Raw genomic sequence first — 17,345 nt, forward strand, 5'->3', positions numbered from 1 at the left:
CATAAAAGTGAACGATTGAAAAACCGGAAATGAGGATATATATGATCGATTACGGCTTAAAAAACAGAGTAGCACTGATTACGGGCGCGAACAATCCGCAGGGGATCGGAGCAGCGACAGCCCTTGCTTTTGCGCGTGAGGGCGCAAAGGTTATTTTGGTTTACAAAAAGATCATTAGACCGTTTGATGTAGTCAAGGCAAGCAAGAACGGAGCGGACAGATACTACAAAGCAAATGCGGGAAACGCGGATATCGTTGAAAGCAAGCTCCGTGAGATGAACGCCGAGTATCTCATTTTGGAAAGCGATATTTCCGAAGAAAAGGCTGTAAAAGAAATATATGCGACAGCATTGGAACGATTCGGTCGGGTCGATATATTGGTAAACAACGCGGCGACAGATGATGAAACCGGCCTCGACACCATCGAAAAAATCACCCAAAAGGTGATCGACGACACTTTCGCGGTCAATGTTCGCGGAAGCATTTTGATGACGAGGGAATTCATCAATCGCCGGCATGATTACGGAAGAATCATCAACATCTCTACGGACGCGGCGCAGGTCTTTGCCGGTCAGATCACATACGGCGCGAGCAAGGCGACATTGGAAGCGCTTACCCGCAGCATCGCTCTTGAGACTGCCAAATACGGAATCACCGTGAATTGTATCGCGCCCGGTCCGACGCAGACAGGCTGGATCGACGCAGAGCTGGAAAAAGCGGTTCTTCCGCTAATTCCTATGGGCAAGCTGATACAACCCGAGAACATCGCCGAAACGATTATGTTTTTGGCAAGCGAACAGGCGCAAATGTTGACAGGACAGGTCATAAAAGTGTCCGGAGGTCACGCGCTCGGATAGACTTAATGAAAGAGTAAGAGCTATGACAAATAAAGAGATTTTAGAAATCGCGTTGAAGCAGTCGGCATATGATTGCAACTGCGCTCCAGCTGATTTTTTGTCGGAACAGAACGTTGTGACGATCTCAAAAACGAATCCAAAAGCGAGGAGATATATACCTTTGCCGTTGGAATGCGACCTTGTTTCATACGGCAACAACATTGTTGCACAGGTGAGTGAACGGACAAAATCCGCGGTATCGGAGTATATCAACAAAATCGATGTGTACCACTGCTTTGAAACGCCGCAAATCAATCTGCTCAATGATTTGCTTGCTCCGTTTGATTTGAAGGTCTGCTTTATGGCGGAGTATTTTCTCCCTGACATGACACAACTAAAGGAACTTGACTGCAGTTATGACTTGCGTGTTCTGCATATAGAAGACTTTGCGGATTTGTACACGCAACAGTGGAGCAACTGTCTGACCTTCAATGAAAGAGAACGCGATGTATTAGCCGTCGGAGCTTATGAGAACGGTAAGCTCATAGGGCTTGCGGGATGTTCCGCCGACTGTGAAATGATGTATCAAATCGGCGTTGACGTATTGCCCGAGTACAGGCGCAAAGGTATCGCTTCCGCCGTCACAAGCAGATTGGGTCTTGAAATCTTGGCGTTGGGCAAGGTGCCTTTTTACTGTGCCGCGTGGTCGAATATCAAATCCGTCCGAAACGCCATAAAGAGCGGTTTTCGCCCTGCGTGGGTGGAGCTGACGGCGAGGAACGTTGATTTTATAAATAAGATGATTAGATAACAAAACGGAGAATCAAAAATGAGAGATCCTGTTTTGCCGGAAGCGATCCGAAAAGCTGTCGGGACAGAAAAATATACGGTTGATAAAATCGGAGAATCCGGTTCCGAGGTCAGGATTTATGACAATTATGTATTAAAAATCCAGCTCCAAAGCCCGGAAACAGATAATGAATATATTATTTCAAACCGGCTTAGCAGTTGTCTGCCGGTTCCATCCATACCGCTGTATGAAATACATAACGGACTTTCCTACACGCTGATGACCAAAGTTGAGGGTAAAATGCTGTGCGATATGGATTATCTGCAAAATCCGGAGCTTGTGATAGATATTGCTGCAAAAGGGCTGAAAAAGCTGTGGAAAACTGATGTGAGCGATTATCCGTGCAACGTAAGCAGGCTTTCAAACCGTTTGAAGGCAGCCGAATACAACGTCGCTCACGATCTTGTAGATATTGAAAACACAGAGCCGGAGACTTTCGTAAAAGGCGGCTTTAAAAATCCCGCAGAGCTTCTCGATTGGCTGAAAAATAACCGCCCGCCGGAGGATATCGTTCTGACGCACGGCGATTACTGCCTGCCGAATATTTTTGCCAAAGGGGATCGCATAAGCGGTTTTATTGATCTCGGCAAGGCAGGACCTGCCGACCGCTGGCAGGATATAGCGATTGCTATCAGGAGTCTGGATCATAATTTTGACGGCAGATATTTTAACGGTAAACCTATTTTTGATTTCAAACCTCAGATGCTTTTAGACGCTCTGGGAGTGGAAATGAATGAGGGGAAATACAGGTATTACTACTTGCTTGATGAGTTGTTTTGAAAAAGGATATGAGGTGCAATCAAATGGTAAAAGCAGTTTTTATAGATTTTTACGGAACATTGGTGCATGAGGACGGCGCAATCATCAGAAAGGTTTCACAGATTATTTTTGACACAGGCGTAGTTCAAAACTATTCCGATATAGGAAGCTATTGGTGGAACGAATTTCAGACGATGTTTCACAACGCTTACGGAGAAAGCTTTGTAACTCAAAGAGAGCTTGAATACCGCTCGCTTCAAAAAACGATCGAGCATTTTCATTCGACCGCTGACGCGGCAGAGCTGTGCGAGATGATGTTCCGACACTGGACAGCGCCGCCTGCTTTTCCCAAAGCAAAAGTGTTCTTGGAGGCTTGTCTCGTTCCGGTCTATATCGTCTCCAACATCGACACCTCGGATATCAACAAAGCCATCGCATTTCACAGCTTTATGCCTGACGGCGTTTTTACGAGCGAGGATGCACGATCATATAAGCCGAGAAGCGAGCTGTTTGCATACGCAATGCGCAAAACGGGGTTTTCTCCTTATGAGGTCGTTCACATCGGCGATTCCTTGAGCAGCGACGTCAAGGGAGCAGGTGCTGCCGGTATCAAAGCCATATGGATAAACCGCAGCGACAAAACGGTTCCCGACGGCGTGATTGCCGTTAATAACTTATTGGATATTTTTGGCACTTCGTTTTTTCGGGAGTAATGGATATGGAATTATGGGATTTATACGATAGAAACGGCAACCTCACGGGTGAGGTCTGGGAGCGGCGTCACGGGAATTATATGAACATTCCCGAAGGGCGGTATCATCTGGTGAGCGATATTTTAGTGCAGCACCGTGACGGCTCCTATCTTTTGACAAAACGGCACCAAGGCAAGGACTTATATCCCGGCTATTGGGAAGCGAGTGCGGGCGGCTCAGCACAGCTCGGCGAAGATCCCGAGGATTGCGCCAAGCGCGAGCTGTTTGAAGAAACAGGCATTTTGTGCAATAGTTTCGAGCTTGTCAAAATCACCTTCAGCAATCGCAGCCCAAGCCTGATTTATTCCTATCTCGCAAAGGTAGACTGTGACAAGAACTCGGTTGTCCTTCAGGAAGGCGAAACGACCGAATACAAATGGGTCGACGCTGCCGGACTGATAGAATACGCGGAATCGGAGCTTGCAATCAAATCTAGCGTTGAGCGATACAAATCATTTTACGACAAGGTGAGGGCTCAAATCAGTATGAATATAACCGATATGGAGCTTTCTCATATCTCCGAATACGCCGAATTGTTTATTTCCGTTTTTAATTCGGAGCCGTGGAATGATGAATGGACAAAAGAAACCGCTCAAATCAGAATTGAGAATATGATGAAAACAGAAACTTTCATCGGAAAGGCTCTTTATGCCGACAACGACCTGAAAGGGCTCATCTGGGGGCAGAAAAAGCAGCACTACAACGGAACGCATTTTCATATAGAGGAATTCTGCGTCAAAACACCGGAGCAAAACAAGGGCTTCGGAAGCGCGCTGCTGAAAGCATTGGAAAAAGCGTTGTCGGAAATCGGAGTTGACAATATTTATCTGATAACTTCAAAGGGCGAAAAAACGGAAGGGTACTACAGCAAAAGGGGATTTGTTTCTTCCGAAAATATGGTTTTGATGACAAAACACTCGTTTTGTGAAACGGAAAAGGTATGATCTGTGCCGAGTCATCCGGAATCAGATAGATAAGAACAGACGCCGCAGAAAAGAAAACAGACCGAAAACCCCGTCAAAAAACAGATGACGAGAAATTCGGTCTTAGTCTTCATTAGAGTTGGTGATTTAATATCCACTCTGTTAAATCGTTTAGTTCGGCAGCCCCTGATGCGATATCGAGGATGATCGTGTACAATTCTTCTTGCTTGTAGTTGAGTTCTATGCCATTCAGCGCAAGCAGAACCAGCATGACGTGGGCTCCGATTCGTTCGTTACCATCCACAAAAGGGTGATTGTTTATCAATCCGAAAGCAAGCCGTGCTGATTTCTGCTGAATTGTGGAAATAATTCTTGATTGTCAAATTTCTGAAACGGCGCATTGTATGCGGAATCGAGCAATCCTTCGTCACGTAGTCCATGTGAACCGCCTGTTTCTTCAATGAGCTGCTTATGGAGATCGATAATTTGTTCTTTGCTGATAACTATCATTTGGCAAGAACCTCATAAGCTTCTCTGTTTTTGGCAATCAACCGTTTAGAGATAGCCATCACATCTTCGTTAGAGGCGAGTTGTTCCTCTTCGGCTTTGCTGAACTCAACGATCAAATAACGAGGAACATTGTTTTTTAAGATGACAGCAGATCCGTTTTCATCAACAAGTCTTGCTACTTTAGAAAAGTTTTGATTGGCTTCTGTGATGGATACGAGAGATTTTGTATTTACATTCATAGGATAGCCTCCTTCAATAATTAATTTGAAATAGGAGAAATATCTCCTAAAATTAGTATAAACAATTATCATAAAAAAGTCAATAGTTTTCTAACAAGGGGAAACTATACCTATTCTGTGACAGCATCGCCCTGTCACGATGATACTCTACCCGAAAACACCTCTTTGCAAAGAAATATGAAAAAGCATATACTTGTCGGCCTTACTCATATATTTCCTTACCTCCACTGATGCGGCAGAACCTTCTTTTCCATATAGGGGAAGCTTTTATCAAACTCATCGACTGCTTTCATATACGCTTCATCGTGTACATCACAGTCAAAAAAAGGATCTTCATAAAACTTTCCGGTCACACCCTTTAATGCGTCCTTCCGAAGCTCATAACCCATAAAAGCATCAAAATTGGAGCCGTCGGGCATTGTTATTCCAAACGTATCGGCAGTCTTAAAGCCGAACTTGGGATAGTACGTCGGAACTCCGCAGATCAAGATCGCTTGATATCCATTTTCAGTTGCCAAACGCATAGATTCCAATAAAAGCTTTTGGCCGATACCCATCTTTTGATGATCGGGATCAACACATAAAGGACCAAAAGTCAGAACCCCTATGTTGCCGTGATTGGTTTTGATTTTAGCTTTTGAATACAAAATAGCCCCGACGATTTTATTATCAACTTCCGCAGCCAACGAGAGCTCAGAAATATAACAGGGCTCATTCCAAAGTCTGTGAACCAGATAATGTTCATCACAACCGGGCATATTCAAATTCCAAAAAGCTCTTTTAGCAACTGATTCTATATCATAATGATCTTTGTCTGTAATATTACGAATGATAATATCCGTTGATTTGATAATTCTTTTCAACTCAATACACATCCTTTCTCTTTTTCCTTTCGCTGATTGCGATACTCTTAAAAAACTGTTCCTTCTGTCTGCGATAATCCGCTGAACTGCCGCTGTATTTTGCCTCGGCTTTTATCTTTTGATAGCTCTCAAAGCGGCCAGCGCTCAGCTCGCCGTTTTCAATCGCCCTACGCACTGCGCAGCCGGGCTCGTTTTCGTGCCTGCAATCGCGGAATCTGCACATATGCGCAAGCTTTTCCACGTCGAAAAACGCGTCGTCCAAGCCTTCTGTGACGTCCCACATACCGAGCTCACGCATACCGGGAGTATCAATGATCATCACACCGTTTTGGAGCATGATCAGCTCACGGTGGGTGGTGGTGTGTCTGCCCTTGCTGTCGTCCTCACGAATGCCGTTGACGTCCATAATTTTCTCACCGGCAAGAGCATTGACAAGGCTCGATTTGCCAACGCCCGAAGATCCCAAAAACACAAGCGTTTTTCCCTTTTGCAAATAGGGCGAAAGCTCCTCCATTCCGTAGCCTGTTTTGGCGCTGACGATGCAGGTTGGGACATTCTCCGCTACACAGCTCGTTTCGAGAATATAAGGCAGATAATCGTCGGTCAGATCCGCCTTTGTCAAAACGATCACAGGCTCAGCCTTTGACTGACGGGCAGCGGTCAGGTAGCGCTCCAGCCGCTTGGGGTTAAAGTCGTGATTGAGCGACTGCATAATAAAAACATAGTCAAAATTTGCGGCAACAGCCTGTTCTCCCCTGCCCTTGTCGGGGTCGCGGCGCGAAAAGTAAGTTCTACGCTCCAGCGTTTTGATAATGCGGCTGTCTCCGCTTCTGTTGTGATCGATCAGCACAAAATCACCCACCGTCGGGAAAACCTCGTTCTCGTAATAGTATTCCTTTCCCTTTAACTGAGCGTAGCCCTCGCCAAAATCGGACACGATGGCAAACCGTCCCTTGTGAACGGCAGTGATTCGCGCAGGAGTGCCGATACTTTCGTTAGAATTGATCTTATAATCAAATCCGTAATCTTTAATATTCAATGTTTATTCCTCCAAATTCAGTTTTATATGATTTCAAATAAAATGCTAACTGAATTCGGACGCAGCAACGTGACGTTGCATCCGATCCCGCCTTTTACAACCTTCTGTTTGAAGGAAACTATACTCAACGGCGGGGTCAAACATGGCAAATAAATATGCCGCAGCAACGTGACGTTGCATCCAATCCCGCCTTTTACAACCTTCTGTTTGAGGGAAACTATAATCAACGGCGGGGTCAATCAAGGCAAATAAAAACACCGCAGAAAGTAACCCGTTATGGGATTTCTGCGGCGCGCCGGATATTTTCGGACAAAAGAAAGCACACCCTTCTCGAGTGTGCTGTTAGCAGTCAAAAATCACGAAAGGTTACATTAAGCGGCACAACAAAAGCAGGGGCTTTCCGTCCCAAAACTTAAAACGTGCCAATATTCAGTTAGCCGGAATATACCTCGCTGACAATCATATTCGTTCTCCTTTCGCATTTGCCTATATTTTTTGTCGGCAAATTGTTACCGATAGTATAGCATTGCCGTTTCGTTTTGTCAATAGGATTTCTACGCACTTATTGAAAACGCCGCCAAGGCGGGTTTTGATTTGATCCCCAGAAACATCGGATTATGTACTAATTCTCTAACCATTTTTTGAATACTCCTTAAGGAATCCGTTCTTCTTCGCGGCTTTTTTCATCAGGGAATTTCATTAGTCTTTCTTCTGAGTATTCTTCAATGCTTTTTTGTTTGTATCGATCGTCTTCCCAAATACGAAAAATCGATCATAAAGATATTCGGTCGTCAGATTGAGCGCCATGTTCAGAATCGTCACGAGAAGCCCGTTCCATCCGCAGCTTTCGGCTAACCAGTTCCCCAGAATAGTTGAAAGCGGTGTGAACACGGCATAATAGGCGGCGACCTTCAGCATGGCGATAGGCACATTTCCCGCGGAGCGGAATGTAAAATTTCGGTTTAATGTGAAATTCCAGAGCACAGACAGGATCAGAGCAATCAAATATTTCGGCCAGTAAGCCCACGGCGTAAAGGCGTCCAGCAACGCAAAAGAAACAAATTCAATGACGCCGGCAGAGATGGAGAACAGAACGAATTTGACGCCTCTGGTTAATTCTTTATGTTTTTTCAACTCCTGTTACCTCCGTTTATATCCTTAAAGTTCGATGCGTTGGTCTTGTAGAGCTTTTTGAAAACCCTGTAGTTGCGTTCGTAAACCCCCTTGTTTGCGGGATCGGGAACGTATACATGATTGGCTTTTACCAACCGGCGCGACAATTCAAGCACATCCTCGCCTTTGACGCCCGCCGCAACAACGAGCGCCGTTCCGATCGCGCCGACCTCCTGAGCGTTGTCGACTGTCTCTATTGTTCTGCCCGTAATGTCGGCAAGCATCTGGCAGGTAACGGAAGACAAGGCTCCTCCGCCAACAAATCGGATCGTATCAGATGTTTTTACCTTTTTCTCTTCGCATTCCAGCAACCAGCGCAGATGATAACAAATGCCCTCCAAAACCGCGCGGATCATATCTCTTTTTCCGTTTTCGATCCTGATATTGAAAAACATTCCTCCCGCGTTGGAGTCCTCAAACGGGCAGCGGTTACCGTGCATCCAAGGGGTAAATATCACGCCGTTTGCTCCGGGCGGAACCTTTTTGATCTCTTCGGACAGGTAATCATAGAGGCTTATATATTTGCTTTCAATATCATCTGCCACAGTAGAATTGCTCAGATAAACGCCGATCTCATCCAGCGCAAGATGCTCCATGACCCATTCAAAGCACTTTCCGGCTGTTTCCAGTTCCGCGTAATAATTGAAGTAACCGTGTTTGGCAGACAGAACGCCTGTTATCATGGCATTGATATCAACGGTTTGATGATCCATAAATGTGGATACCCATCCCGATGTACCGACATAGATATGCGTGTCTCCCGGCGTTGTGCATCCGGCGCCGATATTTACGAAGGTGGTATCTCCTCCTCCGCCGAAGACAGGGATCCCTTCAACGAGTCCGAGCTCCCGAGCCGCTTTATCTGTGAGTCCGCCGACTAAATCCGTGCAGTCGATGATGTCGGGCATATGGTCGGGATTAACCTTATACATCTTTAACAGACCTTTGTTCCAGCCTTCCTTGCCTTTTCGCGTGTCATAAAGGAAAGTCGCAAATGCAGTGTCTGCGGTTCTGACGATTTTTCCTGTACAGCGCGATACGAGGTATTCGCTGATATCCAGCCACTTATAGATTTTTTTAAAAACCTCCGGCTCGTTGTTTTCCACCCACTTGTACTTCCATACCGGGTCTTTTGCGCTGGTTGAGCCGGCGTAATTGACAAGCAGATTCCGCACAAGCTTGTATAGGCTGCAACCGGAAACCTTGATGACGCCGCTGCCCATACATTCCTTGTATTCTTTAAATCCCTTCTGATCGAGATAGTTCATCGGGCGTCTGAGGGCGTTTCCGTTCTCGTCGACAAAAACCGATCCCTGCATCTGTGAGCAGAACGCCAACCCTTCTATCTCTTGGGGCTTTATACCCGATTTTTTTAACACATCACGCGTAGTCGAGCACAGCGCCGCCCACCATTCCTCCACATCCTGTTCCGCGCCTCCGTTGTCAGAAATATAAAGTCCGTACTCGGCAGAAGCTCCCGCTGTAAGATAGATTTGTGAATCGATTTGAAACAGACAGGTTTTTACGCTGCTTGTTCCGAAGTCATAAATAATGATATACATATGTTCTTACTCTTCCAAATGTACGGTCCATCCGGTATCAACTTTCTCACGGACCTTAATAAGGGTTTCCTCGTCCAGCTCAGGCCAGTCAACTACGGTTTGAGCTTTATCTTTTACCAAATACGCTTTTTCGGCGCACAGCGCAAGCGGCGTATCCGCAAGAGAGTCGGAATAAAAATTATCGATTTTCGGAAAGCCGTGGTCGAATATATACCGCGCCTTTTCCTGCGCATACATCAGATTATGCACAAACACCCCGTATTTGCGGTTGAATTCCGTTGCCATAAAGTTCACGCCGAGCCTGTTCGCAATAGGCCCGATGATGCAGTCGGGCGACGCGCTGATGATCAGATCGTCGGGTCTTTTTTGTTTGAGATACCAAGGAACTATCTTCTTCTCGTTTTTATCCCAATACCGCTCGATCTGTTCATCAAAATCATCGATCAGCGTCAGATAGCAAAAAAATTCACGCTGCATCAGATACTCCGGCATTTTCCCCATTTTACGCTTAATCAGGTTTATGACCACCTTCGGAGCAAAGGTGAAACAGAGCTTAGGGTGCCGTTTCATGCACCAGATAAAAAAGTCTATCGAACAATCCGTAGGAAATATCGTTCCGTCAAAATCATATACATTCATATTGTTGCCTCTTAGTTATATGTTCCTTCATGCTTGTGCCTGCGTTGCGGCATCATCATGAGGACCGTTGTATTTTAATCCGACCATCGTCAGATCGTCAAATTGAGGAGCTTCCTTCACAAAAGCGTCAACAGCAGTGCGCACGCCTGCAAGGATCTCTTTTTGCGAAGCACCCTCGGGGATCGCGTTGAGTGCTTCAACGGTGCGGTCTGTACCGAACAGCTCATTGTTCGCGTCGGTCGCCTCGGCAACGCCGTCGGTGTAGACAAATATACTATCGCCCTTCTTGAGCTGGATCTCGGTGTTCTTATACTTGGACATTTCAAATGCGCCGACCGCCAGACCGTGCTTGTCCTTCAACAATTCATATTTTCCGGTCGTGTTGATTATAGGATACTCATGACCGGCGCTCGCGGTGGTGAGTTTACCGGTGCTGATCTCAAGGATACCCAGCCATACCGTTACAAACATATGGGCTTCGTTGTTGGCGCATACCTGCTTGTTCACTCTTGCAAGTATCTCTGCCGGAGAGCCGCCCATAAGGGCATGGTCGTTGATCAAAATCTTCGAGGACATCATAAACAGCGCCGCCGGAACGCCCTTTCCGGATACGTCCGCGATCACCATCGCAAGGTGATCGTCGTCTATCATAAAGAAGTCGTAGAAATCTCCTCCGACCTCCTTCGCCGGATCCATGGAAGCATAGATGTCAAACTCCTCTCGCTCGGGAAAAGCCGGAAAGATGGAAGGAAGCATACCGGTCTGGATCTCGGTCGCCATATTCAGCTCGGTTTCCGTGGACGCAAGCTTTCTGCTCTTGGCGTTGAAGATCACGCAGTACATAATGATCAGCGACATCAGAACGATACCGTACTGACTGGCTTCGCCGAAGCTGCCGCCGATCAGGATGAATTCGATAAGCGGTAAAATGATGAACGTCAGAGCCGCCGCCTTCTGGCTGAACGGGTTGTGGGACATAAATATCATTATGGCCGTAAGAACAGATGTCACGGTAAGGAAAACTTCCTCGACCAAGACGATCTCCGTATCCTGATACATCCCTGCGGCAGTGACCGTGAAGGTGAGCGGTGTAAAAATATTTGCAAGCAAAACGAGCGTTTGGAAGGCCAACAGAATGGGGATGAGCTTTTCCGCAACACGGGCAAGCTTTCCCTCAAAGCCGAGCGTTTCTCTTACATACAGGTAAAAGAGGAAGATCATCGCAAGATCGATCAGCTTGCTCAAAAGGCAGAAAACGAAACAGAGCGTGCGGCTATCCGGCACAAGTACCGTATAAGAGATCACTTCGTTGACTACAAAGCAGGCACTTACCAAAAGGATCAGTATTCTGAAGGCTCTTATCCCTTCGCCTTTCTGCGTCATACATCCAAAAAACAGCGCCGCGCAGATCAGTGCGCCCAATGAATCTATGCCGGCATTATACAGAAACGGTTGCAATCTTGCTTCGGTAAAAAAGGGAGTGCTGAATACTATGATAAATAAAGCGGACGCGATGGAAAAAATCGCTCCGTATAATCGGATATCTTTCAATTTCTTAATCATATGTTCTCTCCGTTATATCGCTGCTTCACCGCCATCATAAAACGGCGTAAGGTCATACAGCTATTATTTTATATTGAACAAGCGGCCGAATCCGGTCAGCTCAAAAACCTCATGTACAGGCTGAGTGAGATTGCGAACGACCATCTCTCCTTTGTCTTCCATGTTCTGCAGAGTGCCGAGCAGAACACGCAATCCCGCGCTGGAGATGAATTCGAGCTTAGCAAGATCCAAGGTCAGCTTCGTTGCATCACCAATGACTTCATTGATCTTGCTTTCAAGAGCAGGAGAAGTGATCGTATCAAGTCTGCCTTCCAGCAGGAAGGTGTATTCGGATCCGTCTTTTGTCATCGAGATCTTCAGATGGCTGTTGCCGCCCGAACTAGATGTAGTATCCTTATTCTTTTTGTTAAAAAGTCCCATGTATGTTTTCCTCCTTATACCTATTCATTGTAATTGTATCACAGACTGAATGTAATATCAATAGTTCAGCCGAGTTTACGTCCGGCGGTTTTTGTGTATATGATAATGAAATGAAGCGTTAGTTTTGTAACATACCGTCAATACTATAACAACGCGCTTCAAAATGTAAGAGCACCGTTTCGGCGCAGCAATCAACGACAGCAAAAAAAATCGTATCATAAATTATAATAACAGCCAAACTCAAAAGTCCGAAAAACGGCTTAACAAGCCTTTTTCGGACTTTTCTTTCTGCTTATTTCTTCAAAAACCCGGCGGTGCGGGCTTTGATTTGATACCCAGAAACATCGGATCGTGTACTAATTCTCTAACCATTTTTTGAATACTCCTTAAGGAATCCGTTCTTCTTCGCGGCTTTTTTCATCAGGGAATTCAATATGCCTCTTTCCAAAATATCGTTATAGCAATTCCCCCAGCACATTCCTGCGACATCCTTTGCCGACATCGTTTTGTAGAAATCCTTGGGGAGATTGATGTCCACCTCACCTCCGCCGGTATTGCCCGCGGATATGCCTTGACATTTTTCATCCTGATTGATATACGCGCTGCCGTCCTGATAAAAGCACAGCGTGAGGATATCTATCCCGCGCTCGAAGTAATCGCCTTCCCTTGCAATCACCGTATCTGTATGGAGAAAACGCAGGCGGTTCTCTTTTGCAAATACTTCGGCTGAGGTATCGAACGCGCCTCTGATGAGCACGTTGTTCTTTTGGAAAAGCTCTTTCTCCTCTTCGGACAGATACAGCCTGCAATCAGGGTTGAGCATCCTGAACTCACAAATCGTCGGTACCAACTCAAAGAACCCCTGCTCAACCTCTTCGACTTCTTCCGAAAGCTCAAAGCAAATGCCGTTTGGATCGGTTCTTTCGGGAAGGTTCATCCAGAAATCCATATCCTTTTTTTGAAGCAGTTTGCCGCCGTGCGCGTCAAATCCGTTTTTTCTGTAACCGCTGCTGACTATCATATTCTCACACCTTGCTTATTGTAATAAAATACCCATCCTTGATCGCTCAACTTGTTATCCCTGCGTCAGCGTCCAATTGGAGAATTCCCTACTTCTTCTCAATCACGATAAACGGGATCCTTCGTTCTGCTTCGGTCAGCCCTGCATGAACTCCGCGCATTTCCCGGGTATGAAAATGGGTAATAAATATGCTCTTGTCAGAGATCGCCAATGCGATATAATCGCCGATCATATCTTCTAAGCCGTCACGATCATTTCCCGTTCCAAACAATCTCTCGGAAAGAGCCTCGTCTTTTGTCAGCAAAACAAAGGAATCTCCAAAATACTTATTGAAAATCTTCGGAAAAGTTTCCTTGTATTAATCTTTCACAAAGAGGTTCAGTGTGCGCGGCTCAAAGGAAGGCGGACGAACAAGACAGCGCATGATCTCAGGATAATCAAGCAGGCAATCATTCTTGCTGTCTATGTGGCCATGATCCGCAGTAATCAGAAACAAAGTATCAGATAATCCCGATACTGTTTTCTCTACCATTTTTTCAAGATCTGTCACGATCCTGTGTGTTTCCGAACTTCCCGTTCCCGTCTTATGCATGGTGCTGTCCGGTTCATTCCAATATGCATAAATGAACTTTCTGCCCGGTTCATGACATAGCTTCTCCACACGGTTCAAGACCGCGTCCGCGCTTTGAGGATACGGCGGCATGAACGGCATAGCGGCATATGCGCTGCCCCCTGACTCGTTTATGATCTCGACGATATTTTTGTACGGAGTGTATCGAAAGCCGACATTGTACTCCGCTGCTGGTGGAGCCTCCTCCAACGAATCCATCGCCCACCTCTTTTTTCCATCCGGATCAGTGGCAGACGGAACAGCGTTTTCTTTTTCCTTTAGCTGTTCTGTGTTCGTAAAAACGGTCACGTTTTTATTGATCTGCGGATAGTAGACGTCCCATCCCAGCCATCCATGTTCATTCGGATATAATCCGCTGAGGATCGAAGTTGTCGCAGCAACCGTTGTAGGCGGATATACGGAATCAAGCGCGCCTGCCATATGGCTTCTGAAAAACCCGTTCTTTTCAAGATGCCTCTCAACGATGGATGATCCCAGCGCATCCAGAATAAGAAGCACCACATTCTTATACTCCCCTTCAAGATACTTATCCGCAAGGGAAAGCGTCCCGGCTGTTGTCCGCGCGCCAAATCTCTTTAATATGGAATTGGATAGGTTCACAAGACAGTTGTTATAGTCCGGCAGAGCGAACCGTATATTTCTGCTCATTTCTGATATTTTTCTCCCTATAGTTCTTCTTTTTTTAGCCTATATATTCCGATTTATCTTTCTATGATTATCATAGCAGAAGACTCACGTTTTGTCCACAACAAACAAGGATTAATAAACAACTCTTGACAAACCGTTTGGCAGTTGTAGAATAGAAGCAGCGAATTTTTCGGAGGAGTTTTTAGTGAGCTATATTACAACCGTTACAGGGAAGCATTTCGATCCGATGAATCCGGTTGACTGTGAAATCGACATTTTGGATATTGCACATGCGCTGTCACTGATGTGCCGGGGCAACGGACACATCAAGACCTTCTATTCTGTTGCGCAGCACAGCATTGCCTGTGCCGAGGAAGCCTTTGAGAGAGGATACACATCGATCGTTATGATGGGATGTTTGCTTCATGACGCAAGCGAAGCATATTTGTCGGACGTGACACGTCCGATCAAGAAGGATTTGCCGCAATACCTGCAGGCAGAGGATAGATTGCAAAACGCCATCTGGCGGCGCTTTATCGGCAGAGATCTGACAGAAGATGAGAAAGAAAAAGTCTTTGAGATCGACGACCTTATGCTCTCGATGGAATTTCATCAGCTGATGCCCGAGAAACTCAATGACGACTATCGGAAGCTGGTAAAAGATGTTGTGTGCGAAACGATGCCGACAGAAATCGTCAGAGATAAATTTCTACAGCTTGCTGCCAATGGATATGAGGATTTTGCCATCCATATCGCAACTGAGGATGAGCTGAAACAAGTGCCGGATATATGCGCTCCCGATATTGCGTCGTCGGCAAAGAAAGAGCCGTTGTGGGTGATGGTCTATGAAGATGAAATCATTGGATGCGGCTATTATGACAGTAGCTCAGCGGTATGCAAATTTGCAGCTGAACCAATCAACTTTGTTTATCCCTCTTTTCTGAGATCCGCCATCATGACGAAATCGAAAACCTGCAACACCTACGACGAATTATGCAGCTATGAAGGAAAAGCAGTAATACTGACTACTACCGAAAACGAAATATTTTATGGCTTCGCCTCTCACCTGCCGGCCGAATACTGCCTTCATGAATTCGGCGTTGAAGAAGAAGCTATCCAGATCGGTATGTACGTTTTTTATCCGTGGGATATTAAAGGCATAACGGATTGGCAAATATCAAAGGTGGTTATTTGATTCCCGTTTTCTTTGATTACAGCGTCGCAAATTTTGACTATCTATTTATAAATAAATCCAACATCAATCGAGTAGGAGGCTGCCCATTAATTGAGCAGCCGACCTCTCACACCACCGTGCGTACGGTTCCGTACACGGCGGTTCAATAGTTTGAGTGCAGTACCTTGTATCTGTTGAGTATGTCATCATACCCGACGGATGCAAGGTATTCGTTTGTTAATGACCTGTGCAGAATATAACTATCGGCAATTCGCCAATATGCTTTTCTGCTGTTCGCCCACTCCCACGCTTTAGAGTTGTTAATGCCAAGCCGCACAAGGTTATCGTGCTTTGTCTTGATTTTCTTCCACTGCTTCCAATATATCTGCCGTATTCTGCGCCTAATCCATTCATTAAGTCGCTTGATGTGGCTCTCCATATCGGCTATGGAATAGTAGCCAAGCCAGCCTGTTGTGTAACGCTTTAAGCGTTTGAGTATCATCTCCACCGACCTTGCCTGTTTGCGGCTCGTCAGTTCTCGGATTTTGTCCTTGAATCGCTTGATACTCTTTTGATGTGGGCGTATTCCTGCCTTTCGTCCTGTTTTGTACAATGAAAATCCCAGAAATTTCAGTCTGATCGGTGAGCCGACCTGACTTTTCGTTTGGTTGACTTTCAGTTTCAGTGTACCCTCCAAGAATTTCACGCAGTTTGCCATTACTCTTTCGGCTGCTCTGCGGCTTTTGACATAGATGTTGCAGTCGTCGGCATATCTCACGAATTTATGTCCCCTGCTTTCAAGCAGTCGGTCAAACGCCGTAAGATAAATGTTGCTCAAAAGCGGTGAAAGGTTACCGCCTTGCGGCGTTCCCTCTCTTGTCGGACTAATCAAGCCGTGCTCCATTACGCCGTTTCTCAGATACTTGCGGATTAATTGCACGACTCTTTCGTCCTTGATTTGCTCCCTTAGCATACCTATTAGAATTGCGTGGTTCACAGTGTCGAAATACTTTGCAAGGTCTAAATCCACCACATAGCGGTAGCCCTGTTCGTAGTATTCGAGTGCTTTGCTTATCGCCTGATGTGCGCTGCGTTTCGGGCGAAATCCGTAACTGCTGTCGGAAAACAGCGGTTCATACATCGGTTGCAGAACCTGTACGATTGCCTGCTGTATCATTCGGTCAACGACCGTTGGTACGCCGAGCTTTCGCACTCCTCCGTCCGGCTTCGGTATTTCCACCCTGCGCACCGCCTGCGGCTTGTACCTGCCGCTTTTCAGCGCGTTGAGCAATTCCCCGCGGTGTTCCTTTAGGTATGGCAGCATTTCCTCTACTGTCATTCCGTCAACTCCTGCCGAGCCTCCGTTTCTCTTGACTTTCAGGTATGCCTTGTTCAGATTATTTCTGTCAAGTATCCTTTCAAGCAAGTCCTCTGCACCGTCTCTTCTCTCCGTTTCAGTCAAAGCAATACTGCACGCTCCCCTGTTACTCTCTGTTTCCAACATACCCTCGCAGGGGCAGCCGGCTTGCGCCGTTTTCTGTGGTCTTTGCATTGCTCCTTCCTCCTTTCGTTTCCAAGACTGCTATTGTTCGGTCCTTCCCGAAAAATACCTTCGGTACTATGACCTCTGCTGACTTCTTGCAATTCAGCCGTACGTCACCGCACGGGTTCGGCGGGTGTCAATCTTCCTGTCCTTCGCCGCCTTGCAAGACCTCCCCGATTAAGAACAGTAACCTTCCTCTCATATATCTGCCGCATTTACAC

At 46.1% G+C, this 17,345-nt stretch carries 19 protein-coding genes and 1 pseudogene; 6 read left to right on the forward strand and 14 right to left on the reverse strand.

The features are described 5' to 3' along the window. Positions 1 to 41 precede the first annotated feature (41 nt). Genes AB1I49_RS08340 through AB1I49_RS08360 form a run of 5 tightly spaced genes read left to right on the forward strand, consistent with a single transcriptional unit; the run spans position 42 to position 4,141 of the window. A complete protein-coding gene (locus AB1I49_RS08340; protein WP_407720707.1) occupies positions 42 to 857 on the forward strand; it encodes an SDR family NAD(P)-dependent oxidoreductase in 816 nt (271 codons plus the stop codon). A 22-nt stretch (positions 858 to 879) separates the two neighbouring features. Beyond that, a complete protein-coding gene (locus tag AB1I49_RS08345) occupies positions 880 to 1,647 on the forward strand; it encodes a GNAT family N-acetyltransferase (RefSeq protein ID WP_407720708.1) in 768 nt (255 codons plus the stop codon). Between the two features lie 18 nt (positions 1,648 to 1,665). Further along, entirely contained in the window at positions 1,666 to 2,466 is an 801-nt protein-coding gene (locus AB1I49_RS08350) for an APH(3') family aminoglycoside O-phosphotransferase (RefSeq protein WP_407720709.1), read from the forward strand. A gap of 23 nt (positions 2,467 to 2,489) precedes the next feature. Beyond that, on the forward strand, positions 2,490 to 3,158 hold the full coding sequence (locus tag AB1I49_RS08355) for an HAD family hydrolase (RefSeq protein WP_407720710.1): 669 nt from the start codon (positions 2,490 to 2,492) through the stop codon (positions 3,156 to 3,158). A 5-nt stretch (positions 3,159 to 3,163) separates the two neighbouring features. Continuing rightward, positions 3,164 to 4,141: a GNAT family N-acetyltransferase gene (locus AB1I49_RS08360; protein ID WP_407720711.1), complete on the forward strand. Its 978-nt coding sequence runs from the start codon at positions 3,164 to 3,166 to the stop codon at positions 4,139 to 4,141. 112 nt (positions 4,142 to 4,253) lie between these two features. Here AB1I49_RS08360 and AB1I49_RS08365 read toward each other — a convergent pair whose 3' ends face one another. From AB1I49_RS08365 to AB1I49_RS08425, 13 genes and pseudogenes are all read right to left on the reverse strand, one after another. Continuing rightward, positions 4,254 to 4,424, reverse strand: coding sequence for a hypothetical protein (locus AB1I49_RS08365; RefSeq protein ID WP_407721668.1), 171 nt, complete (start codon positions 4,422 to 4,424; stop codon positions 4,254 to 4,256). Between the two features lie 12 nt (positions 4,425 to 4,436). Beyond that, a pseudogene (locus AB1I49_RS08370) lies at positions 4,437 to 4,630 on the reverse strand (Fic family protein); the annotation flags it as partial. Further along, complete coding sequence (locus AB1I49_RS08375) at positions 4,627 to 4,869, reverse strand: type II toxin-antitoxin system Phd/YefM family antitoxin (RefSeq protein ID WP_407720712.1); 243 nt, start codon at positions 4,867 to 4,869, stop codon at positions 4,627 to 4,629. The gene AB1I49_RS08375 and the pseudogene AB1I49_RS08370, both read right to left, overlap by 4 nt. A gap of 218 nt (positions 4,870 to 5,087) precedes the next feature. Continuing rightward, positions 5,088 to 5,732 (reverse strand): GNAT family N-acetyltransferase, encoded by a 645-nt coding sequence (locus tag AB1I49_RS08380; protein ID WP_407720713.1) that lies wholly within the window; start codon positions 5,730 to 5,732, stop codon positions 5,088 to 5,090. Between the two features lies 1 nt (position 5,733). Continuing rightward, positions 5,734 to 6,771, reverse strand: a complete 1,038-nt coding sequence (rsgA, locus tag AB1I49_RS08385) for a ribosome small subunit-dependent GTPase A (RefSeq protein WP_407720714.1) — start codon at positions 6,769 to 6,771, stop codon at positions 5,734 to 5,736. A gap of 699 nt (positions 6,772 to 7,470) precedes the next feature. Further along, positions 7,471 to 7,905: a GtrA family protein gene (locus AB1I49_RS08390; RefSeq protein WP_407720715.1), complete on the reverse strand. Its 435-nt coding sequence runs from the start codon at positions 7,903 to 7,905 to the stop codon at positions 7,471 to 7,473. After that, positions 7,902 to 9,506 (reverse strand): xylulokinase, encoded by a 1,605-nt coding sequence (locus AB1I49_RS08395; protein ID WP_407720716.1) that lies wholly within the window; start codon positions 9,504 to 9,506, stop codon positions 7,902 to 7,904. Before AB1I49_RS08395 ends, AB1I49_RS08390 begins: the two co-directional genes overlap by 4 nt. 6 nt (positions 9,507 to 9,512) lie before the next feature. After that, positions 9,513 to 10,145: a haloacid dehalogenase-like hydrolase gene (locus tag AB1I49_RS08400; protein WP_407720717.1), complete on the reverse strand. Its 633-nt coding sequence runs from the start codon at positions 10,143 to 10,145 to the stop codon at positions 9,513 to 9,515. Positions 10,146 to 10,172: 27 nt separating this feature from the next. Then, positions 10,173 to 11,708, reverse strand: coding sequence for a PP2C family protein-serine/threonine phosphatase (locus AB1I49_RS08405; protein WP_407720718.1), 1,536 nt, complete (start codon positions 11,706 to 11,708; stop codon positions 10,173 to 10,175). A gap of 63 nt (positions 11,709 to 11,771) precedes the next feature. Further along, positions 11,772 to 12,128, reverse strand: a complete 357-nt coding sequence (locus AB1I49_RS08410; protein WP_407720719.1) for an STAS domain-containing protein — start codon at positions 12,126 to 12,128, stop codon at positions 11,772 to 11,774. Positions 12,129 to 12,492: 364 nt separating this feature from the next. Continuing rightward, positions 12,493 to 13,149, reverse strand: a complete 657-nt coding sequence (locus AB1I49_RS08415) for a hypothetical protein (RefSeq protein WP_407720720.1) — start codon at positions 13,147 to 13,149, stop codon at positions 12,493 to 12,495. Between the two features lie 88 nt (positions 13,150 to 13,237). After that, a complete protein-coding gene (locus AB1I49_RS08420; RefSeq protein ID WP_407720722.1) occupies positions 13,238 to 13,453 on the reverse strand; it encodes a hypothetical protein in 216 nt (71 codons plus the stop codon). A 54-nt stretch (positions 13,454 to 13,507) separates the two neighbouring features. After that, positions 13,508 to 14,428: an alkaline phosphatase family protein gene (locus AB1I49_RS08425; protein WP_407720723.1), complete on the reverse strand. Its 921-nt coding sequence runs from the start codon at positions 14,426 to 14,428 to the stop codon at positions 13,508 to 13,510. A 184-nt stretch (positions 14,429 to 14,612) separates the two neighbouring features. Here AB1I49_RS08425 and AB1I49_RS08430 point away from each other — a divergent pair, with 184 nt between their 5' ends. Beyond that, on the forward strand, positions 14,613 to 15,602 hold the full coding sequence (locus AB1I49_RS08430) for a hypothetical protein (protein ID WP_407720724.1): 990 nt from the start codon (positions 14,613 to 14,615) through the stop codon (positions 15,600 to 15,602). Positions 15,603 to 15,744: 142 nt separating this feature from the next. Here AB1I49_RS08430 and ltrA read toward each other — a convergent pair whose 3' ends face one another. Continuing rightward, a complete protein-coding gene (gene ltrA / locus AB1I49_RS08435) occupies positions 15,745 to 17,133 on the reverse strand; it encodes a group II intron reverse transcriptase/maturase (RefSeq protein ID WP_186834113.1) in 1,389 nt (462 codons plus the stop codon). Positions 17,134 to 17,345 lie beyond the last annotated feature (212 nt).

The organism is Ruminococcus sp. NATIVEDY160, assembly GCF_045819885.1.
In the GTDB taxonomy this organism is placed as follows: Bacteria; Bacillota; Clostridia; order Oscillospirales; family Acutalibacteraceae; genus Ruminococcoides.